Below are 20638 nucleotides of genomic sequence, written 5' to 3' on the forward strand. Positions count from 1 at the left end.
CTCGTGGCTGCACAGGATCCGGTCGAGGAGGTCGCGCTCGACGGGGAGAGCATCCGGCTCGGGCAGTTTCTCAAGTTCGCGGGGATCCTCGAATCCGGGGGCGAGGTGAAGGAGGCCGTCGCGGACGGCTTCGTCAGCGTGAACGGCGAGGTGGACCGGCGGCGCGGGCGGCAGCTCGTGGTCGGCGACGTCGTGGAGTTCGGCGGGCGACGGTTCCGCGTCGGGGCGTAGGACTCGTCCGGACGTCTCCTCTTCCGGGCGCCGCGGGCGCGTGGCTAGCATCGGGGCGTGCGACGCCGGAGTCGCGCAGGTCAGGAGGCTCCGATGGGGTTCGTCAGCTACGGGATGCTCGTGTCGATCGACGGGTTCGTCGCGGCGGTGGACGGCGACATCTCCGGGTTCCCAGCACCTGGGCCGGCGCTGCACCGGGTCTTCAACGACGGGCAGCGGGCCGCCGCCCTGTCGGTCTACGGCAGCCGGATGTGGCGGATGATGGCGTACTGGGGCCGGCCGGATCCGGAGTGGGACGAGGTCTCCGAGGACTTCGCGCGGGCGTGGGTCGAGACTCCGAAGGTCGTCTTCTCGTCGACGGTGACCGAGGTGCCCGAGGGCGTGACGCTGATCGCCTCCGATGCGGTCGACGCCTTCCGCCGGATCCGGGCCGAGACCGACGGCACGATCGAGGTGAGCGGGCCGGCGCTGGCCGCCTCGCTCGGCGCGGCCGGACTGATCGACGAGTACCGGCTCCACACGCAGCCGTTCGTCCTAGGCAGCGGAACGCCGTACTTCGCCGCCGGGTTCCGACCGGAGCTGCGCTTCGTCGGCAGCGAGCCGCTGCCGGAGGGCGCGGTGCTGACGCGGTATGCGCCGCGGTGACGGGCGCCGGCAGCATCTTGCTGCGTCGGACGCCAAGGACTCGATGTTCCGCGCCGGTACCGGTCCGACAGTCCGCGCCGCGTGGGCACCTGGTAAAGTCGAACCAATCGACCCCCTCCCAAGCCTCTCCTTGAAGCTCAAATGGGAGGGGCCTTTTTTATGGGTATCGGGGTACTGCAGTGGCTCTGAAGCCGAGCCTTTCGTGGGCGCAGCAGGTTCAGCTGCTCCGCCAGCGCGGCCTCGCCGTCGGTGACCCGGCGGCCTGCGAAGAATTCCTAGCGGCGCAGAACTACTACCGGTTCTCCGGCTATGCCAGGTATTTTCGGCGCGCCCCGCAGGACGGCGACGACATGTTCGTCCAGGACACCTCCTTCGAAGGGATCCGGAGGATCTACGACGCAGACGAAGAGCTGAGGCAGTCGCTCAGCGCACAGCTCGCGCACGCCGAGATCCTCCTCCGCAGCCACACCGCTCATGTCATCGCCGATCGACACGGCCCCTACAGGTCGTATCTCTCGGCCGCCTTCTACTCGAATGCTCCCTCTGCGGAGCCGACCGTGGAGGCGTGCCTCCGAGACATCGAACGCAGTCGGGAGAGGCACATTCTGCGGTTCACAGCGAACACTCGCGAGGTGGGTACCGCACGCTTCGATGCGCTGCCGATCTGGTCTGCAGTCGACGCTTGGTCGTTCGGCACGCTGTCGAAGTGCATCGAACGCGGTGATTCCGGGTCGCTGGCCGGCGCGGTCGCCTCGAGCCTCGGTATCGCTCAGGCGGGATTCGCATACCGAGTTCGGGCGCTCGTGTATCTGCGCAACAGGTGTGCTCACCACAGTCGGCTGTGGAACCACTCGATCATCGACGCCGGACCGACGCCGAACAACGTCCGGACGAAGGCGAAGCGTCTGGCCGGGCAGTTCGATCCGAGATCCGTGCTCGACGTCGTCGCGTCGCTTGATGACATCCTCCTTCGAGGTGCAGGCGCCGTAGCCATCCTTCCGTCGCTCATCATCGAGCACTCACCACACGAGCCCTTCTGGCGGGGACTCCGCGCGCCGCAGACCACTCACGATCAGCACGACCACATCCCCTGAGGAGCAGTCGTCATCGCCGGCTGGCGCGTTCCGACCACTGCGTGGATGGGAGTCCGCGGAGTGCGGGCCGGACCGGCGGCGGCGCGTGGGAGGCTCGGATCGAGTCATCAGCAGGGGAGCGGGCGTGGAGACGGCGGAGTCCCGCCGGACGCCATCCGCCTCCGAGGAGTCAGGAGCGCAGCCATGCAGGTAGGCATTCATTTCATGAACTTCACGCTGCCGGGGGGCAGCGCCGGGATCGCGCCGATCCTCGGGGCGACGGCGCGGACGGCGGAGGACGTCGGCTGCGAGTGGTTCACGCTGATGGACCACTACTTCCAGATGGAGCAGTTCGCAACGAGCGAGGATCCGATGCTCGAGGGGTACACCTCGCTGGGGTTCGTCGCGGGGCGGACGGAGCGGCTGCGGCTGGGGCTGCTGGTGACCGGAGTGACCTACCGGCACCCGGGGCTGCTGGCGAAGATCGTGACGACGCTCGACGTGCTGTCGGGCGGGCGGGCGATGCTCGGGATCGGCGCGGCCTGGTACGAGCGGGAGCACCTCGGGCTCGGCGTGCCGTATCCGGCGCTGAAGGAGCGGTTCGAGCGGCTCGAGGAGACGCTGCAGATCTGCAAGCAGATGTGGAGCGAGGACGACGGGCCGTACACGGGGAAGCACTTCCAGCTGGCCGAGACGCTGAACCACCCGGAGCCGATCCAGCGGCCGGGTCCGCCGATCCTGATCGGCGGCAGCGGCGAGAAGAAGACGCTGCGGCTGGTCGCGGAGTACGGCGACGCCTGCAACCTGTTCGCGATCGGGGCGGAGGGAATCGCCCACAAGCTCGATGTGCTGCGCCGGCACTGCGACGAGCTGGGGCGCGACTACGACGCGATCACGAAGACGATCATCGGCGGCGGGGATCCGGTCGGCGACCCCGACGGGTTCGTGCGGGCGATGGAGGAGTACGCGGCGCTCGGGATCTCGCTGGTCGAGCTCGCGCCGCAGGGGCCGGACCCGGAGGGGTACGTGGCGCGGCTGGGCGAGGGCGTCGTGGGGCGGCTGGCGGCGATCGGCTGAGGGGGCTGGGCGGGCGGGTCTCGATACGCCGCTGGCGCGGCTACTCGACCAGCAAGCAGGGGCCGATACGGAGCTACTCGACCAGCATCAAGGGGCCGTACGGGGCTGCTCGACCAGCATGGAGGGGCCGTACGGGGCTGCTCGACCAGCATGGAGGGGCCGTACGGGGCTGCTCGACCAGCATGTCTGCGGGCGTCTCTTCCAGGGAGACCCGGCGTCAGGGGGTGGGGGTGCAGCCGCAGGTCTCGCCGAGGACGAGGGTCGTCGGCAGGCGGACGTGGCGGACGGGGTCGTCGGCCAGAGTCTCGTCGAGGAGCTCGAAGGCGATGCGGGCCATCTCGCGGACGGGGACGGCGACGGTGGTGACGCGGACGCCGCCGAGGAGCGCCTCGCGGATGCCGTCGAAGCCGACTATCGCGAGCTCGGACGGGACGCGGATCCCCTCCTGCGACGCGGCTCGGAGGAGGGCGAGGGCGTGCTCGTCGGTGGTGGCGAAGACGGCGCGCGGGCGCTCGGTGCGCAGGATGGTGCGAAGGGCGGCCTCGGCCGAGACGCGGTCCATCGGCACGCGGTGCAGTCGGCCGGCGGCGCCTCCGATCGCCTCGGCCCAGAAGCGGGCGCGGAGGCCGGAGGGGCCGAAGTCGTCGGGGCCGGTGACGCAGTGCACGTCGTCGTGGCCGTGGGCGAGCAGGTGCTCGACGGCGGCCCGGACGCCCTGCTCGTCGTCGAAGACGACGCTCGGCTCGGCGTCGGTGGGGGCGGCGGAGTGCAGGAAGACGCGCGGGGCGGTGTCGGCGGTGCTGGCGGGGTCGATGGTGATCAGGAGGATGCCGGCGGTGCGGAGGTCGGCGAAGGTGCGCTCGTAGCCGCGCTCCACCTCCGGGTCGTACTCGGTGTTGCCGAGGAGCGTCAGCAGCGAGCGGCGACGGGCCTCGTGCTCGATCTCGCGCGCCAGCTCGCCGAAGAAGGCGTTGGAGGAGTCGGGGACGAGGAGGCCGACGAGATTGGAGCGGCCGACGCTGAGCGCCTCGGCGAGGGAGTTGCGGCGGTAGCCGAGCTCGGTGATGGCGGTCTCGACGCGGGCGCGGAGCTCGGGGGAGACGGGGCGCGGGCCGTTGTTGACGACGTAGCTGACGACCGTCGCGGAGGTGCCGGCCGAGCGCGCCACGTCGGCGAGGGTGGGGCGCCGGGGGCGGGCTGACATCCGGTCAGCTTATGGGAGGGGGGTGGGGGGATCTCGATACGCCCGCTGTGCGGGCTACTCGATCAGCATGGAGGGGGCGCCCGCAGGTGGGAGCGTGATCGGCGAGGGGGAGGGGGGCCCGCCACGCAGGTGCTCGATGGCGGAGAGGCGCGGGCGGCGCGGAATGTTTCACATGGGCGTAATAAACGAGCGGGTGGGGGAAACGAGGCGCGACTATGGTCGCGCTAACCGCTTAGAACCGCCGACTCCCCTGGAGCGTCATGCACGCCACCCTCACCCCGCTGCGCCGCGCCGCGCTGGCCGCGACGGCGGCCGACGCGTCCGGTGACTCCCGGGTCGTCAGAGCGCTGACTTGCACCGCCTGGGCGCAGGCGGTGCTCCGCGCGGTCGCCGCGGCGTCCAACCTCTCCTTCGCGCACACCCGCGTCGCCGTGCTCGGCAGCGGACCGCTCGCCGCCGAGCTGGCGACCAGGACCGCCGCCATCGGCGCCCGCGTGGTCGTCGTCGGCGACGATCCGGTCGCGCTGGTCGAGATCACCCAGCTCGGAATCACGGTGCAGACGGCGGACTCCGCCGATCTGGGGGATGCGACGATCGCCTTCGCGACGGGAGAGCTGACGGGCCCGGTCACCGCGGCGCTGCTCGGAGGCGGCGGTCCGCTGCTCCTCGTCGACGCGGCGGAGGAGCGCCCGGCCGTGGCCGCGGTCACCGACCCCTCCTCCGGCCGCCCCGGGATCGACCGGATCGTGGACGCCGAGCGCGAGCTCTTCCTCCTGGTGGCGCGCGACGTCGCCGACGGCTCGGCCCGCCGCACCCGCGAGGAGCTGTCCGCGCGCTTCGCGGCGGCGGTCGAGGCCGCCCGGGAACAGGATCCCTCCCCCGACGACCTGCGCGAGCGTGCCGACCGCGCCCTCGCGCTGGAGCTGCTCCGATGACCGCGCCGATCCGGGACGCCTCGCTGTGGCGGCAGGGGCAGGACAAGATCGACTGGGCCGCGCGCTTCATGCCGGTGACCCGCGGGATCGCCGGGCAGCTGCGCGAGAGCGGCAGTGTGCGGGGGCTGCGGATCGGGCTGGTGCTCGTGCTCGAGCCCAAGACGGCGACCCTGGCGCTCGAGCTGGCGGCGGCCGGCGCCGACGTCAGCGTGATGTGCGGCGCCTCCAACACCCACGACGACACCGCGGCCGCCCTGCAGCACGCGGGGATCGCGGTCTTCGCCCGCTCGGACGCGAGCGCCGCCGATGACCGGGCGTTCGCGCTGGGGCTGCTCGACCGGCGCCCGGACATCCTGGTCGACGACGGCTCGTCGGTGACCCGGCTCGCGCACACCGACCGGCCCGCGGTCTTCGAGACCCTGCGCGGGGCGACCGAGGAGACCACCAGCGGCCTCCGCCCGCTGCGGGTGATGGAGCGCCAGGGCGCGCTGCGGATCCCGGTGCTGGCGGTCAACGACGCGCGCTGCAAGACGCTCTTCGACAACCGGCACGGCACGGGGCAGTCGACGCTGCTGACCATGCTCGACCTGCTCGCGACTCCGCTCGATCGCGCGCACGTCGTCGTCGCGGGCTTCGGGCCGGTCGGCCGCGGGGTCGCCCAGCACGCCCGCGCACTCGGCGCCCGCGTGACGATCGCGGAGGTCGACCCGGTCCGCGCGCTCGAGGCGGTCTTCGCCGGCTACGACGTCGACGCCCTGGAGTCGGCGGCCGGCAGCGCCGACCTGCTGATCTCGGCGACCGGCATCGCGCACACCGTCGACGTCGAGCACCTGCTCGCCCTGCCGGAGGGGGCGGCCGTGGCCGTCTCAGGCGGAGTGGCGCAGGAGATCGCGATCGACGCGGCGCTCGCCGCGGGCGCGACCCGGCAGAGCATCGGGCACGCGCTGGAGAGCTTCACGCTGCCCAACGGCCGCTCGATCGTCGTGCTCGACGACGGCGGCTGCATCAACTGCACCGCCGGTGAGGGGAACCCGATCGAGATCATGGACCTGTCCTTCGGCGTCCAGGTGGCCGCCGTCGACCTGCTCGCGCGGGAGGCGGGGAGCCTCGCTCCGGCCGTGCACCTGCTCCCGCCCGAGGTCGACGACCGGGTCGCGCGCGCCAAGCTCGACGCGCTCGGCCTGCGGATCGACGCGCCGAGCAGCGCCCAGCGCGACTTCCTCGGCAGCTGGACCTCGACCGGCCGCCGTGCCGCGCCGCAGCGGGACGGAGCGCGCTCGTGACCGAGCTGCTGCGCCTCGAGGGCGTCGGAGTGACCTACCGCAACGCTGAGCAGCCGTCGCTGGTGGACGCGAGCTTCTCGGTGTCGAGCGGCGAGGTCGTGCTGGTCGCGGGCCCGTCCGGCTGCGGCAAGAGCACGCTGCTGCGGGTGCTGAACGGCCTGGTGCCGCGCTCCTACCGCGCCGAGGTGACCGGGCGGATCGAGGTCGAGGGGCGGGACGCGGTTCCGCTCGCCCTGCGCGACATCTCGGAGGTCGTCGGCACGCTGCTGCAGGACCCGGGCAAGCAGGTCGTCGGGCACAGCGTGCTCGCCGAGATCGCGTTCGGGCTGGAGAACCGCGGGACGCCGCCCGCCGAGATCCGCGAGCGCGCGCACCGGGTCGCCGAGCGGCTCGGGCTGACCGCGCTGCTCTCGACACCGCCGCACGAGCTCTCCGGCGGGCAGCTGCAGCTCGTCGCCTTCGCCGGGATCCTCGTGCTCGACCCGCGGGTGATCGTCATCGACGAGCCGCTGGCCAACCTCGACCCCGACGCGGCCGACGTGCTGCTGCGGGCGGTGCGCGCCTACGTCGACGGCGGCGGGGCGGCCGTGATCGTGGAGCACCGCGTCGACGAGGTGCTCGCGCTGCAGCCGGACCGCGTCGTCTACCTGGAGGAGGGGCGGGTGGTCTACTCGGGCGGTGTCGCCGGGTTCCTCGAGGTCGCGTCGCCGGAGTCGGTGAAGCTGCCGTTCGAAGCGCTGCTCGCCGGCGCCGCGGGGGAGGAGTCGCCCGAGGAGGAGGCGCGGCCGGCTCCGGCCGGTGCCGCTCGCCTGCACTTCGACGGCGCTGAGCTCGGCTACGGCGCGCGGACGATCGTGGCGGCCGTCGACCGCCGCTTCCACGCGGGGGAGCGGGTCGCGATCCTCGGCCGCAACGGCGCCGGCAAGTCGACGCTGATGCGTGCGGCCGTGGGCCTGGTCGCGCCGACGCGCGGCCGGGTGCTGCTCGACGGCCGGCCGGTGCACGAGCTGACCGCGGCCGAGCTCGTCTCGACCTGCGGCTACCTCTTCCAGAACCCGGGCCAGGCGCTGTTCAGCGAGACGGTTGAAGCCGAGCTGGCCTTCGGGCCGCGCAATCTCGGCGTGGCGGCGGAGGAGATCCCCGCGATCGCCGACGCCGCGCTGCGCGCCGTCTCGCTCGACGACGTGCCCGGGATCCTGCAGCGCCCGCCTCGCACGCTCTCCTTCGGGCAGCAGCGCCGGCTGGCCGTCGCGCTCGCCCTGACCCTGCGGCCGCGGACGCTGATCCTCGACGAGCCGACGGCCGGGCAGGACGAGCGCTCCTCCCGCCACTTCCTCGACGCGGTCTGGGGGATCGACGGGATCGACAGCGTCTACTTCATCACCCACGACGTCGACATGGCCCTCGCCCGCGCCGACCGAGTGGTCGTCGTCGACGGCGGCGGGATCGTCGCCGACGCGACCCCCGCCGAGGTCGTGCACGACACGGCGCTCTGGCACGGTCCGGGCGTCGACCCCGGCCACTCCCGCGCGGTGCTGCGCGAGACCGACTTCGTGCGCGCCGCTCGGCGCCACGGACCCGCGAGCGGCCGCCTCCCGCGCCCGCTCGACCTCGCCCGGCGCCTCCGCCGTGCGCAGCAGGACCCCGGCAGCACCCCCGACGCCGGACGCACCGCCGATCCCCGCAGCTCCTCTCCCTCCCTCGAAAGGACACACCCGTGACCGCCACCACCTCCACCGCCGCGAAGACCGGCCCCTGGGCCGTCTCCTCCCGCACGATCGTCTTCGGCGCCGTCGGCGCCGCGCTCTACGGGGCGCTCGGGGCGCTCAGCTTCGTGATCCCCGGGACGATGATCTCGATCCGCCCCGCGATCGCGATCATCCCCTTCGTGGGTCTGCGCTTCGGCCCGGTCGCCGGCTTCTTCACCGGCGCCGTCGGCAACGCGATCGTCGACCAGATCATGGGCTACGGCTTCCTCACCTACTGGAACTGGAGCATCGCCAACGGCCTGGTCGGCCTGCTCGCCGGACTGATCGGCTACTACGCCAAGGAGCCGCGCACCACCGGCCGCCAGCTCGTCTGGGCCGCCGCGATCGCGGTCGCCGCGGTCGTCGTCGGACTGCTCTTCACCGCCACCGACTTCTTGTTCCTCGGCCAGACCTTCCAGTACTGGTTCTTCGGCTCCTACCTCCTGGCGATCCTCGCCACCGGCATCACCGCGGTGATCCTGGTGCCCGTGCTCGACCGGGTCTGGAAGCCGCTGCAGAACCTCGCCGGACGCTGACGGGCGCCCGGGATGGAGGTCTCGCCTCGATACCTCGGCGGTGACTCCTTCCTCGGCCGCCGGGATCCGCGCGTGCTGATCCTGGTGCCGGTGATGTTCGTCGTCGCCGCCAGCCAGGTGCGCGATCTGCGCTGGATGGCGGCGCTCGCCGTCGTGGCGTTCGCGTACTACGCCAGCGCGCAGATCCCGTTCCGCGAGGTGCGCGCGAACTGGGCCGTGGTGGCCGTGTTCGTCGTCGTCTTCGCGGGGATCAACGGCCTCATCGTCGGCGCGACGAGCAGCGGTGAGCCCGAGTCCGGGGCGACGCTGTTCACGGTGCCGGTCGTCGGCCTGGCGATCACGGAGGGGGCGGTCTCGTACGCGGTCAACCTGCTGCTGCGCTTCCTCACGCTGGTCGCGGTCGGCTTCCCGCTGGCCTTCGCGATCCGTCCGGGCGACCTCGCCGTCGCGTTCGCGCGCCTCGGCCTGCCCGCCCGTTTCGCCTACGGGATCGACCTGACCTTCAAGTTCCTGCCCAGCGCGGCCTCGAACCTGCAGGAGACCGCGGCGGCGCAGCGCCTGCGCGGCTACGAGCGCTCGGCGACCCGCAACCCGATCCGCCGGCTCCGCGAGATCGCGCCGCTGATGGTGCCCGTCACCATCACGTCGTTCGTGGACGCGGAGGACACCGTCGACGCGCTCGATCTGCGCGGCTTCGGGACGCACAAGCGGACCTGGCTGCGCGAGATCCGGTACACGCCGGTCGACTGGGCGGTGACGGGCGTCGCGGTGCTGCTGGCGGTCGCGGCGAGCACGGCGAGTCTCGCGGGACTGATGCCGTCGGCGTGGATCCCGTGAGCGGCGCGGTGTCGCTCGGGCGCGAGAGCGCCGGGAGCTCGACGTCGGTACTCACCGTGCACAGCGCGCCGTGGATGCTGCCGGTGGCGGGTGAGCCGGTGCGCGACGGGGCGGTCGCCGTGCGCGGCGAGCGGATCGTCGCGGTCGGCCCGCGCGACGCGGTGCTCGCCTCGCTCCGGGACGAGTCGCCCGCGGTGCGGGAGTGGCCGGGCGCGATCGTCCCGGGGCTCGTCAACGCGCACTCGCACCTGCAGTACACCTGCATGGCCGCGGTCGGACTCGGCCGGTACGCCGGCTTCGAGGACTGGTCGCGCGCCTTCCAGGAGGTCTACGAGCAGCCGCACGACTGGGGTGCGTCCGCCGCGGCGGGCCTCGAGATCGCGGTCTCGACCGGGACGACGGCGATCGCGGACATCGTGACCGACCTCGACGCGCTGCGCGTGCTCGAGGACGGCCGTGTGCACGGGATCGCCTACTGGGAGCTGATGAGCCTCCTCGAGGACGACTGGCGCGGCAGCGGGCGCGCGATCACCGCGGAGCTGGTGCGCACCTCCGGGGTGACGCGGATCGGGCTCTCGCCGCACGCCCCGTACTCGCTGGACACCCCGGTGCTGAGCGATCTGACCGGGCTCTCGCAGGAGCTCGGCGTGCGCCGGCACCTGCACCTGGCCGAGTCGGCCTGGGAGGCGGAGTACACGATGCACGGCCGCGGCGACCTCGCGGAGCAGTGGCGCCGCTGGGGCTACGACGGCTTCCACCTGCTGCGCAACGGCGGCAGCGCGCTGCGCCCGGTGGCGTACGCCGAGACGATCGGCGCGCTCGGCGAGGACGTGCACATCGCGCACGGGATCTACGTCGATGCGGACGATCGCGAGACGCTGCGCCGCACGGGCACCTCCGTGGCCCTCTGCCCGCGCTCGAACGCGGTGATCGGGCTCGACGAGGCGCCGGTCGCGGACTATCTGCGCGAGGGGAACGCGATCGCGGTGGGGACGGACTCGCTGTCGTCGACGCCGTCGCTGGACCTGCTCGGGGACGTCGCCGAGCTGTGCCGGATCGCGCGGGCGCAGGGGTACGCGGGGCGGGATCTGCACGCGCGGCTGCTGGCGGCGGCGACGCTCGGCGGTGCGGTGGCGATGGGGGCGGCGGGGTCGTTCGGCACGCTCGTGCCCGGGGCCCTCGCCGATCTCGCGGTGCTGGGCGTGTCCGGTTCTTCGTCCGACGACGTGGTCGCTGCGGTCGTGGAAGACGGCGAGGGGACGGCCCTCGCCACGATCATCTCCGGGGAGGTCCGATGGCAGGCGCGGAGGTGAGCGGGTTCGTGGACCGGCTCAGCGTGGACGGGCGGGTGCTCGAGCGGGTGCGGCGGCCGGCGCTCGCCGAGTCGCTGGGGCTGGAGCCGCATCCCGAGGGCGGCTGGTACCGGCGGACGTGGGAGTCGCCGGAGCGGCTGACGCTCGTGGGCGCCGACGGCTCGGTGCGGGAGCGGCCGGCGGCGACGCTGATCGTGTTCCTGCTGCCGGCGGGCGAGGCGTCGGCCTGGCACCGGGTGTCGTCGGCGGAGACGTGGATCTGGAACGGGCCCGGCCGGGTGGCCCTGCAGTACGGCGGACTCGGCGAGGAGCCGGAGGACGGGGAGACGGTGGTGCTCGGCTCGGCGTTCGAGGAGTTGCCGGTGCAGGCGCTGGTGCCGGCCGACGTCTGGCAGCGGACGCTTCCGGCGGCGGAGGACGCGGTGGTGAGCTGCCTGGTGTCGCCGGGCTTCGACTTCGCGGACTTCTCGATGCCGGAGTAGGGGTGCGGCTGTTGTGAGGGCTTGGTGGAGGCATGACGGCTCGTCGCCAGAGCGGTGCCCGGCAGGACATCGAGACGCTCGCAGATCGCTTTATCGAGACTGGTCGTCTCAATCGTTGCCTCCTAACGCGCTTCTCCTGTTCACTCGCAGAGTGCAGGTCGACGTCACTCTCATGGGATCACTCGGCTCTGTCGGCGACCCCCTGACGAGAGGACGAGGCCGATGACCGGAGAAGCCCCGAAGCTTGGCCCCCTGCAGGTCGCGCGGCTTATCGCCGAAGCCGGCATCGTCGCGCTGTCGACGCCCAGCGTTCCTGGCGCTCTCGCGTCTGCTGTCGGAGCAGACCGGCCCACCGTCGAGTACGTGCAGCAGCTAGGCGACGCAGTCCGTGAAATGGCAGAGGAGCACGGCGACGCGCTCAAGATGAGGCAGGACGAGGACGACGAGCGGAGGGAGGAATTCGAGTCCCTCGACGATCCGCCTGAAGCCCCCGATGACCAGGACGATTCTGCGGACCAGAGAGGGTCCGAGGACCAGGAAGGCTCCGAGGACTTGGAGGGCTCCGAGGGTTCGAAGGACGCTGAGGACTCGAAGGACTCCGAGGAGCCGGAGGAGGTCGCCGTCGATTCACAGGACACCGATGGAGAGGGCGACAGCGCTCCGGATCTCGACCGCACCGCCGTCGAGGTGAACCCGGGCGACGACGACGTCGAGGTGGTGACCGCGGACGCCGAACCCGACCACGAAGACGAATCGGAGGCCCTCGTATCGGAGGAAGGCCCTTCCGAGCAGTCGCAGGATGAGGCACTGGTCTCGTGGGAGGACGACGGACACGCCACGGAGAGCGGCCGTCCTGGCACCGAGGACGGCCTGTCCTCCGCGCCGGCCGAGAACCCTCCGGACGCAGAGCTGTCGACGGACCATACGACAGCTCCCGCATTTCGAGAGTTGAGTGACGAAACAGAAGATCAGGCGGAGATTGCTGAGCCGGATGCGGAGTCGGGCGATAGCGAGACGCTGAACGACGATGATGACGACGGGTGGAGCGTGTTCTGGGAGGACAACGACACGGCCGTCACCGCTCCGGATGCCGAGATGACCCAGGAGGGGTCAGCGGATCGAGAGGTGCAGGACGTCGAGTCGACCGACACCGAGGACGTCGAAATGAATCAGGTCGATGCGGTGGACGCTGGGACGGAGAAATCCACCTCCGGTCCAGAGGAGGGAATTGAGCCGAGTGCGGAGCCGAGTGGATCGGTGGAAGGGGGCGACCCGCTGGACACCGAGCCGGGTGCCTCGGAGGACCGAGCCGGTCCCTCGGACACGGACACCGACACGGACACGGACACCGACACGGACTCGGACTCGGACACGGACACCGACACCGACTCGGACTCGGACTCGACGAGCGAGTCGGACACCGACTCCGACGCCTCCGGTGACAGCGACGCCGATTCCGAAGGATCTGGCGCGTGGTAGCGCCGACAGGACGACGAGGAGAGAAGACTCATGGGTAAATTCGTGGCCGCGATGCAGGACTACGCCGGTCGGACGCACCCCAATCCCGGTGGGCTTTTCGTCGTCTACAGGAACGGTGAATACCTCCGGACGGCGGTTCCGGGGACGGTCGTTCGACGGCTCTTCGGTGCGGCGCCGTGGACGGGCAAAGTGCAGCTGCTCCCGGTGCGGATCGAGGGAGTGGAGATCAAGCGGACCCTCGTCGACGTCCGAACGGCGGACGGCCGCGTCCTGCCGTCCGTGAGCGTCCTCGCCAGCGTGGTCATCGATCCCACCGACTCCTACGCCTCCTTCGTCGCCTTCGCCGCGGGCAACCGAGTGGACTTCGAGAAGGAGTTGATCGCCCTCGCCACTGCCGCCATCGAGGACATGATGCGGTCCGTTGTCGCGACGAGGACTCACGACGATTTGACCGAGAAGTCGTTCATGACCGTCATCGATCAGTGGCGCGCCGAGCAGCTACCAGTCGCGTCAGTCCTTAAGGTCAGCGGCATTCTCGAGGCGACTTTCACTCCCTCCGCGGTCGTGACCTCGGCGGTGACGGCTGCGCAAGTGGTCCAGCTGGCCGCGGTGACAGCGGAGCAGGACGTCGATCTGGCCGCGGTCGCTCTCGATCGCGATCGAAAGCTCGGACGGATCGCACTCCGTCGGGAGAAAAAGCTCGGCGGGATCGATCTGCAGCTGGAGCTAGCGAAGAAGGCGCGCCAGCTTCGGCTCGATACGGTGGAGGCGCAGAACCTCGGGGCTCTGGAAGCCACACGGCTCGGGCAGCAGCGCGCGCAGGCCCTGGAGCAGATCCTGGCCGATGCAGAGCAGGAGGAGCTCCGCTCGCTCGGTGAGATCGCGCTGAAAAAGAAGTTGTCGGTCGAGTGGGCCGAGCTCGGAGTGCTGCTGGGCGTGCCGACGCTCTGGCTCATGTACCCGGAGCGTTACGAGAAGCAGGCTGCCGAGGCGAATACCGCTCTGCTCGCACTCATCACCGGCGACCCGAAGGAGTTCATGCGCCGCTTCCCGGCTGTGGCGGCCCAACTCCGTGCCGATTCCGCAGCCCGCCTGCCACAGTCAAGCCTGACCGGCCGGGGTGAGCCGGTGATCGAACGGGACGCGATCCGTGACTCCGTCGCTGCCGAGGAGGGTGCTCTAGTCCGGGACCAGAAGCTCGAGAACGCCTGGCGAGGCGTGTTCGGCAGTCGGCCGGAGGGGATTGCGGGCTTCTCCCGAGGAAGAGAGGCGACTGTGATTGTGGTGAGCCTGGACGCCGTTGACGCCGGGCAGATCCCGCAGGAGCGCTTCGCGTCGCTTCTGCAGTGCTCGACGGTGTCCGTCCGGGTGCTGCGACCGGGCACGGTGCAGGAGATCGTGGCGGAGTGGTTCGCCTCGTCTGGTGCGGACGCGGCTCTCGAAGTGGACTCACTTCTTCGCGACGGTGTCCTCGAGATCCGTATCCGAGGGCCTCTCCTGGCGGCCAAGAACGCCATGGACGAGCTCGACGATCCGAACGAGACGGCGACGACCGCCCTGAACGCGCTCTTCGTCCACGTCGACCGTGTAGACGTCGACCTCGACGATGGACCGGTGGGATGACGAGACCCTCGCGCCAGGCGCGGTCGTTCGAGGTCAAGCGTGGCCGGTGGATCTGGATGCACCGCGTGCCGTACATCCCCGACGTCGGCGCCGATGTTGACCGTGTCGATGTCGTCAACCTTTTGCACGGATTCCATGCTCTAGCCGAATCGATCGCCCGCGAGTCCATCGGGGACTGTGTCGTCCAGATCAGGCTTCTCGCCGCCGAAGGTGAGATCGGTGCTCCAACGGCAGTGGTGCCGGTGATCGTCGGTCGAGGAGAGTCGTTGGCCGTCGCCGAGCGAATCGAGCGCCTGGTTCGCGCGACGTTACCCGCCGAGGTGCCGCTGGATCCCGTCTCTTCCTCGGTGGAGCTGCGAGTTCTGCTCCGGCACGGACTCGCGGACGAGGCGACGACGGGCCAGGTCGTGGAGATCAGGAGACGAGTTGATGAAGCCGGCGCCGAGCCGGCGATCATCCTCGAGGACGAACCCGCACTCCCGGCTGTGCTGCGATGGTCGGCTGATGACGGCGGGCTGCGTCATGCCGCGTCGGTGCTCGCTCAGCAGGGCTCTGAGGCGGCGATCTTGCTCCACATGGAGCCGGCGGAGCCCACGGCGGAGCTTCTCGACCACCTCCAGAGCATTCTCCGAGATGTAGCACGCGACGGCGACGCCGGCACGAACCCTCTCCGCTTCGCCATCGCCAAGGAGTACCGGCAGCGTCTTCGGGACCTGCCCCGCGCGAGCCTGCGCCTCCGGGTGGCCATCGCCTCCCACCGCGAGATCGCACCCGGCCTCGCCGAGGCTGTGGGCATGGCCCTCACCGCGCAGGAAGGGTACGCCATTGCCACCCCGAGCGGTCCCCGGGAGCGTATTCGTGCTGAGGAGCTCTTCCTCGATCTGCGGGCTCCGGAGTGGGACCCGCACGAGGTCCCGGAGATCGCGGAACTGCAGTCAATCGCCGATACGTACGAAGCGGCGACAGTGGTCAGACTGCCCTCGCCTCTCCGCGGAGGCACAATCGGCCTTCCGAGCCGACCAGTGTCGACACTTCCCCGTGCTGCGGAGCCCGCGCGGAGGAGGGAGGAGCTGGGAGTGACCGTCGGTGATGCTCACGGCGGGGGCCGGGCACGACTCTCCCTGGACGAGTTGAACCGGCACTTGCTCGTCGCCGGACTGCCAGGGTTCGGGAAGACGGTGACCACGCAATCGATCCTCGCCCGGCTGTGGCACGAGCATCGAGTCCCGTTCCTTGTGATCGACCCGGCGAAGAGCGATTACGACCGCCTGGTGGCGCACCTGCGGGCAGGAACGGAGCACGGTACGGGGGCGGGTCGCGGTGAAAACGAGCCACTGATCCGTCGGATCTCGCTCGGACCCGATGCGGTCGCATTCAACCCCTTCGGAGTGCCGCCGGGTGTCTCGACCAGCGCCCACGCTTCTCGGGTCATCGCGGCCTTCGATGCGGCCTTCTCCTTCAGCGTCCACTGGCCTCTCGCCTACATCACTCTGGGGAGAGCGGTCTTCCTTGCTTATGAGAACTCGGAGGAAGGACCGCCGACACTGCGGGTCGTCGAGTCCACCCTTCGTGAACTCATCGGCGGCTCTGACTTCCGCGGCGACGCGAAGGCGAACCTGCTGGCGTCGCTCCTCGGTCGCCTCGAGTACCTGCGCCGCGGTCCGCTAGGGACAGCGCTAGACGGTGATGCACATGAGGTACTCGACTACGAAGAGCTCCTACGGTCTCCTGCCGTGATCGAGCTGCGAGGGTTCAGTGGCTCGCTGGAGCGGTCACTGGTCTTCGCCCTCCTCCTAGCGGGCGCGATCTCGTACCGAGAGGCGCATCCCGTTCACGGTCGTCTAGGGCACGTCATCGTGCTGGAGGAAGCGCATCGAGTGCTCTCCACTTCGGGTACGGGTGCCTCGGAGGGGGTGCGCCTCTTCGTCGAGGCAATTGCGGAGCTCAGGGGCAGCGGCCAAGGGTTCATGGTCGTCGACCAGGCCCCGACTCAGCTCGATCCAGGAGTGTTGAAACTCTCCGGCTCCATCCTGACCCACCGCCTGGTCGAGCTCGACGAGCGGACCGTCATCGGATCCGCACTCCTGCTCGACCAGCGGCAGTCGGAGGACCTCGCACGTCTGGATCGAGGTGAGGTCGTTCTGCACAGTAGCTCCCGGTCCGTCGGCGTCGTGGTCGATGTGCAGCCTGTACCGGAGCTCGTCGACGGAGTCGATCTGCGGGTGGCTCTCAACCCTCCGCCGTGGATGCCCGTGCGCGACTCGCCGGGACGAGTGACGTGGACATCCGCGGACGAGGTCTTCGAGCAGCTGCTCGCGCGAGGTGATGATCCGACGACCATGGTCGCGGAGGGCTTGCGAGCGCTCCTGCTTCGAAGGAACGACGACATCGCCGCCGCCGTGGAGGACTACGCAGCATTCCACCTCCTGATCAGAGAGCACCGCCGCGGACGGCGGACGAGCAGTACGGAGACGACCTGATGGCGAAAGACTCGACCGAGATCATCAGCACCGACTTCGATCCGATCATCGTCGTGGACGCGCCGAGTCGCAGCGCGGCCGAGGTTCGGGCGCTCTCGCTGGCAGGTCTCCTGATAATCGTTCTGACGAACGCGGTCCTCGTCACGACTGCGTGGATTCCCGAGCTCGCCGTCGTGCCGGGGTACCAGCAGCTGGTCTCTCAGCTGTCGCCCCTCGCCGCCTTCGACCCCGCCGTGCCCTGGTGGCCCGAGACCGCGACATCAGCGGCACTGCCCGGAGCCGTGCTCCTCCTCGGTGCGAGCATCGTCCATCTGTTGATGCGACACACCGGGCCGGTCTTCCGACCTGTCCTGATCGGCGCGGCGGCGGCCGTCGCCATCGCCGCGATCGTGATGGTGATTGTTACGCTCGTCAGCGGCGACGCTACAGCGAACATCACGGGTTTGCTGCTGATCGCCACGACGACTGTGCTCGTCGTCCTCGTCGCCGTCCGGCAGGCGCACGTGGCGAGCGACTCGCTGCCGTCGCCGCCTCGTGGGGCGAGATGGCTGATCGTCTACCTCGCCGTCCTGCCCCTGCCTCTCGCGGTTGGTCGCGCACTGCAAGGGCAGGCTCTCGCGGGAGCCGGGTACTCGGTCAGCGGAGCGAACAGCGGCGTAGAGTTCGCTGCACTCCTCACGCCAGCATCCTTGCTGCTTTACCTCGTCGGCGCGACAGCCGGAGTCGTCGTTTGGGCCACGGTCCTCCTCCTACCTCCCTGGCAGGGTCGTTCACTGGTTGCTCCCGCCGTGCTCGGGGGGTTGGCCATCGGCGCGACGGTCGGGGTCGTCGGGCCCTACGCCTCGTCCGCCGCCGCCGGGCGAGCTCAAGAGATAGCGGTCGGCGCGCCTGATGCCGCCGTCTGGGACGCTTGCAGCATCCGTCACTGGCCCGCAGACCCGGCTCAGACCTTCACGCTGACTGGGGAGGGCTGTACCGAGATCACCTCCTACTCAGGATTCATCAGGATCGGCGGCGGCAACTTGAACGCTGTCTTCGAGAACGACGGAGTGATGACCGACGCTGATGGGAACTCGCTGAGCGCACGAGTCGTCTCTGCGGTCTGGGGTTACACGGTGGTGGCAGTGGCGGCTTCGCCGTACCAGTTCGAGCCGAACAGCTTGTATTCCTTCGATGGACGGGACGGCCGCCTCCTCTGGAGCTTCCAATGCCCAGGAGGCGGCCATATTGCTACGCGATTTGTCGCCGCCGAAAGCGGGGACGATCCCGCGACCGGTGCGGTGACCGCAGCGGGAGAAGCTCCAGGAGTCATTGCCCGGTGCGGCGAGGATATGGTGCGCCTGGATCCGGCAACGGGCGCCCTCCTTTGATCCACGCTTCAGGACAAAATGGCGGATTCGGCGCGCGGTTTCACGGTCGCGACCACTGGGAGGTCTTTCCCGGGGGAGAGGACCCAGGCGTCTCCGTCTTCACAGCGGGCGGACGCGCGGTTGTCCGGTTGCTGACAGTCGTCTTCGCTTGAGGCCGCGGGCAGCGAGAGGTCTCGAGATGCCTGACTCGGCGTCGCACGCATCGGGCGGGGCTATTGAGTCGCTTAGCAGATTCGCTGCTCGAGACGTCGGGAGGCATCGATTCCGTCAGCAGTGACGTGAACGCGTCATCGTTGTGCTTGAAGCGCCCGGAATTTGCCTGGTGCGGTGCGAGGGTCCCACCCTGGTGTGCATCTACGCCGATACGATTCCGCGTCCTATGCCGGGGTCGCCCTGGAGGTGCGGTGGACTGCCACGCTGCCGGTCGTCGTGGGGACCTCCTACACCTTCCTCTATCGGGCCGGGGGCAAGTGGGGGCAGACCCTCAGTGCCGCCACTTGGGGCGCGCAGTACGCCCGGCTCGAGATCGACGGGGCTGTCGTCTCACGCGTGTACAGCACCGACACGAGCCAGGTCGCCGGCGAGCAGCTGACCAAGGATTTCTCCTTCATCGACTACTCCACCCTGTGGGTGGCGAAGACCACGGGATCGGCTCAGCTCGTCTGGCACTTCACGGTTCCCGGGCGACGAGGAGTGAAGACCGAGGCGAACGACGACATCCGCATCACGCTGCCGCTCATCGTTTGCTCCTCGTAGGGCGCCGAGCAGCCCGTGGGGCGGGCCTGTGCATGCTGATCGAGGAGCCCAGGGGGCGGGCCCCTCCATGCTGATCGAGTAGCCCGCGCAGCGGGCGTATCGAGATCCACCACCGTCAGAACACGAGTCTGCAGACCCGCCCTGCTGGTGATGGCGGGGTCTCGATACGCCCCTGCAGGGCTACTCGACCACCATGACGCGGCGCCGCCGCGTCCTTTCCCTCACCACCGAGACGCGAAGCGGCTTCGCCGCTCGATACGCCGCGGCGGGGCTACTCGACCAGCATGGTCGCCGCTGATCGCCTGCTCGTAGGAGCGCCGGTCCGAGCGGCTCTCGTTCCGCTTCCCGCAGGTGGGCGGCGGGTCCGGTGCCGACGAGGTGCTGTCAGGAGCGAAGCCGCGGTCGGTGGTCATCGGGACGGAGGGTGACGCGAAAGCGCCATCGCTGTGCTTCGGCCGCCAGGAGATCGCCTGACGCGGTGCGAGGGCTGCACGCTCGTCGACAGGCGTGCCGATGCGGATTCGATCTCGACCCGGACGGGCGCCGAGACGAGCCGCGACAGCGGACGCACCTCGACCCTGGGAGACGCATTCATGACGCACGACGACCTAACTGCAACGACCTCGGCGGACGACCGCGCGGTCAGACGGCGCTCGCTCGTCGCCACCGGGGTCTGGACGCTGCCCGTCGTCGCCATGGCGACGGCGGCGCCGTCCGCAGCAGCATCTCTCTCTCGTGCGGTGTGCCCGAGCATCGCCGAGGCCTACCAGTGGGGACGCCTGGACAACGGCAACGGCACTCAGGGGCCGTCCGGCTTCGAGGAGGAGGACGGCGTCGTCTTCTTCCGCCAGGGGTCGGACAATGCGAAGTGGTTCTTGGGAGTCGACTTGGACGTCACACTGGGGGCCTACATGGCGGTCACCACGGGTACCACGTACACCTTCGCGTTCCGGGCCGGTGGAAACACAGCGAGGGGCATCCCTTCCGTGGCTCGCGGGCCGCAGTCCGTTCGCTTCGAAATCGAGGGGGCTGTCGTCTCACCCGTGTACAGCACCGATACGAGCCAGATCAGCGGCGTGCAGCTGAGCAAGGAATTCTCCTGGGGCGACTACTCCTTCGAGTGGGTGGCGAAGACCACGGGAGCGGTCAACGTCCGCTGGCACTTCACCGTGCCCGGAAAACGGAGCTCGCAAAGGCTGGGGTTCGACGACATCCGCGTCACGATGCCGGTCATCACCTGCTCGTAGCGGGACCGGTCCGGCTGTGGAGCTCCTCGCAGTGGATCCGCCGTCGCGCGGACTCGTGCCGCCGGTAGCGTGAGCCGCACGATGCCCGTCGACTCCGCCCTCGAGGCCGCCGGCTCCGGGACCCGTCTCCAGCGCCGCGTGGCCGAGGGGCTCGGGCGCGAGATCGCGTCGGGGGTCCGACCGGCGGACTCCCGGATCGTGCCCGAGGAGATCGGCCTCCGCTGCGACGTGTCGCGAACCGCGGTGCGCGAGGCCTTCCGCGCTCTCGAGGCCCGCGGGATGATCCGCGCTCGCCCGCGCGCGGGGACGCAGGTCCAGC

18 protein-coding genes are annotated in these 20638 nt (G+C 70.2%); 17 read left to right on the plus strand and 1 reads right to left on the minus strand.

Features of this window, described 5'->3' with window-relative positions:
• Nucleotides 1-3: 3 nt before the first annotated feature.
• The 4 genes from GTU73_RS00940 to GTU73_RS00955 all read left to right on the plus strand — a co-directional run bounded on the left by GTU73_RS00940 (nt 4) and on the right by GTU73_RS00955 (nt 3026).
• Nucleotides 4-231, plus strand: a complete 228-nt coding sequence (locus GTU73_RS00940; RefSeq protein ID WP_160086163.1) for an RNA-binding S4 domain-containing protein — start codon at nt 4-6, stop codon at nt 229-231.
• Between the two features lie 93 nt (nt 232-324).
• The gene (locus GTU73_RS00945; protein ID WP_160086165.1) at nt 325-876 is read left to right on the plus strand and encodes a dihydrofolate reductase family protein; all 552 of its coding nucleotides are present in this window, start codon (nt 325-327) and stop codon (nt 874-876) included.
• 179 nt (nt 877-1055) lie between these two features.
• Nucleotides 1056-1970 carry an Abi family protein gene (locus tag GTU73_RS00950; RefSeq protein WP_244231719.1) on the plus strand — a complete coding sequence of 305 codons (915 nt, stop codon included), beginning with the start codon at nt 1056-1058 and terminating at the stop codon, nt 1968-1970.
• A gap of 204 nt (nt 1971-2174) precedes the next feature.
• Nucleotides 2175-3026 (plus strand): LLM class F420-dependent oxidoreductase, encoded by an 852-nt coding sequence (locus tag GTU73_RS00955; protein WP_244231720.1) that lies wholly within the window; start codon nt 2175-2177, stop codon nt 3024-3026.
• A 217-nt stretch (nt 3027-3243) separates the two neighbouring features.
• Here GTU73_RS00955 and GTU73_RS00960 read toward each other — a convergent pair whose 3' ends face one another.
• The gene (locus GTU73_RS00960; RefSeq protein ID WP_160086169.1) at nt 3244-4230 is read right to left on the minus strand and encodes a LacI family DNA-binding transcriptional regulator; all 987 of its coding nucleotides are present in this window, start codon (nt 4228-4230) and stop codon (nt 3244-3246) included.
• A gap of 260 nt (nt 4231-4490) precedes the next feature.
• Here GTU73_RS00960 and GTU73_RS00965 point away from each other — a divergent pair, with 260 nt between their 5' ends.
• The 13 genes from GTU73_RS00965 to GTU73_RS01025 all read left to right on the plus strand — a co-directional run bounded on the left by GTU73_RS00965 (nt 4491) and on the right by GTU73_RS01025 (nt 20319).
• On the plus strand, nt 4491-5165 hold the full coding sequence (locus GTU73_RS00965; RefSeq protein WP_160086171.1) for a hypothetical protein: 675 nt from the start codon (nt 4491-4493) through the stop codon (nt 5163-5165).
• Nucleotides 5162-6448, plus strand: coding sequence for an adenosylhomocysteinase (locus GTU73_RS00970; RefSeq protein WP_160086173.1), 1287 nt, complete (start codon nt 5162-5164; stop codon nt 6446-6448). Before GTU73_RS00965 ends, GTU73_RS00970 begins: the two co-directional genes overlap by 4 nt.
• On the plus strand, nt 6445-8169 hold the full coding sequence (locus tag GTU73_RS00975) for an ABC transporter ATP-binding protein (RefSeq protein ID WP_160086175.1): 1725 nt from the start codon (nt 6445-6447) through the stop codon (nt 8167-8169). Before GTU73_RS00970 ends, GTU73_RS00975 begins: the two co-directional genes overlap by 4 nt.
• Complete coding sequence (locus GTU73_RS00980; protein ID WP_123447291.1) at nt 8166-8732, plus strand: ECF transporter S component; 567 nt, start codon at nt 8166-8168, stop codon at nt 8730-8732. The genes GTU73_RS00975 and GTU73_RS00980 overlap by 4 nt, the downstream gene beginning before the upstream one ends.
• Nucleotides 8733-8744: 12 nt before the next feature.
• Nucleotides 8745-9569: an energy-coupling factor transporter transmembrane component T gene (locus tag GTU73_RS00985; RefSeq protein WP_160086177.1), complete on the plus strand. Its 825-nt coding sequence runs from the start codon at nt 8745-8747 to the stop codon at nt 9567-9569.
• Nucleotides 9557-10882, plus strand: a complete 1326-nt coding sequence (locus tag GTU73_RS00990) for an amidohydrolase family protein (RefSeq protein ID WP_244231721.1) — start codon at nt 9557-9559, stop codon at nt 10880-10882. Before GTU73_RS00985 ends, GTU73_RS00990 begins: the two co-directional genes overlap by 13 nt.
• Nucleotides 10879-11364, plus strand: a complete 486-nt coding sequence (locus GTU73_RS00995) for a cupin domain-containing protein (protein ID WP_244231722.1) — start codon at nt 10879-10881, stop codon at nt 11362-11364. Before GTU73_RS00990 ends, GTU73_RS00995 begins: the two co-directional genes overlap by 4 nt.
• Nucleotides 11365-11586: 222 nt before the next feature.
• The gene (locus GTU73_RS01000; RefSeq protein ID WP_160086181.1) at nt 11587-12843 is read left to right on the plus strand and encodes a hypothetical protein; all 1257 of its coding nucleotides are present in this window, start codon (nt 11587-11589) and stop codon (nt 12841-12843) included.
• A 30-nt stretch (nt 12844-12873) separates the two neighbouring features.
• A complete protein-coding gene (locus tag GTU73_RS01005; protein ID WP_160086183.1) occupies nt 12874-14466 on the plus strand; it encodes a hypothetical protein in 1593 nt (530 codons plus the stop codon).
• Nucleotides 14463-16946: a DUF87 domain-containing protein gene (locus GTU73_RS01010; RefSeq protein WP_160086185.1), complete on the plus strand. Its 2484-nt coding sequence runs from the start codon at nt 14463-14465 to the stop codon at nt 16944-16946. The genes GTU73_RS01005 and GTU73_RS01010 overlap by 4 nt, the downstream gene beginning before the upstream one ends.
• Nucleotides 16946-18316 (plus strand): hypothetical protein, encoded by a 1371-nt coding sequence (locus GTU73_RS01015; RefSeq protein ID WP_160086187.1) that lies wholly within the window; start codon nt 16946-16948, stop codon nt 18314-18316. Before GTU73_RS01010 ends, GTU73_RS01015 begins: the two co-directional genes overlap by 1 nt.
• Nucleotides 18317-18745: 429 nt before the next feature.
• Nucleotides 18746-19072 (plus strand): hypothetical protein, encoded by a 327-nt coding sequence (locus GTU73_RS01020; protein ID WP_160086189.1) that lies wholly within the window; start codon nt 18746-18748, stop codon nt 19070-19072.
• 593 nt (nt 19073-19665) lie between these two features.
• The gene (locus GTU73_RS01025; RefSeq protein ID WP_160086191.1) at nt 19666-20319 is read left to right on the plus strand and encodes a hypothetical protein; all 654 of its coding nucleotides are present in this window, start codon (nt 19666-19668) and stop codon (nt 20317-20319) included.
• Nucleotides 20320-20638: the final 319 nt, after the last annotated feature.

It is taken from the genome of Rathayibacter sp. VKM Ac-2804, assembly GCF_009866655.1.
Lineage (GTDB): Bacteria > Actinomycetota > Actinomycetes > Actinomycetales > Microbacteriaceae > Rathayibacter.

Excerpts from the sequence above, each read along its gene's own strand:
- GTU73_RS01005 (WP_160086183.1), top strand. The coding sequence starts at position 12,874 with ATGGGTAAATTCGTGGCCGCGATGCAGGACTACGCCGGTCGGACGCAC.
- GTU73_RS00945 (WP_160086165.1), top strand. The coding sequence starts at position 325 with ATGGGGTTCGTCAGCTACGGGATGCTCGTGTCGATCGACGGGTTCGTC.
- GTU73_RS01010 (WP_160086185.1), top strand. The coding sequence starts at position 14,463 with ATGACGAGACCCTCGCGCCAGGCGCGGTCGTTCGAGGTCAAGCGTGGC.
- GTU73_RS00985 (WP_160086177.1), top strand. The coding sequence starts at position 8,745 with ATGGAGGTCTCGCCTCGATACCTCGGCGGTGACTCCTTCCTCGGCCGC.
- GTU73_RS01000 (WP_160086181.1), top strand. The coding sequence starts at position 11,587 with ATGACCGGAGAAGCCCCGAAGCTTGGCCCCCTGCAGGTCGCGCGGCTT.
- GTU73_RS01025 (WP_160086191.1), top strand. The coding sequence starts at position 19,666 with ATGACGCACGACGACCTAACTGCAACGACCTCGGCGGACGACCGCGCG.
- GTU73_RS00970 (WP_160086173.1), top strand. The coding sequence starts at position 5,162 with ATGACCGCGCCGATCCGGGACGCCTCGCTGTGGCGGCAGGGGCAGGAC.
- GTU73_RS00960 (WP_160086169.1), bottom strand. The coding sequence starts at position 4,230 with ATGTCAGCCCGCCCCCGGCGCCCCACCCTCGCCGACGTGGCGCGCTCG.
- GTU73_RS00955 (WP_244231720.1), top strand. The coding sequence starts at position 2,175 with ATGAACTTCACGCTGCCGGGGGGCAGCGCCGGGATCGCGCCGATCCTC.
- GTU73_RS01015 (WP_160086187.1), top strand. The coding sequence starts at position 16,946 with ATGGCGAAAGACTCGACCGAGATCATCAGCACCGACTTCGATCCGATC.
- GTU73_RS00965 (WP_160086171.1), top strand. The coding sequence starts at position 4,491 with ATGCACGCCACCCTCACCCCGCTGCGCCGCGCCGCGCTGGCCGCGACG.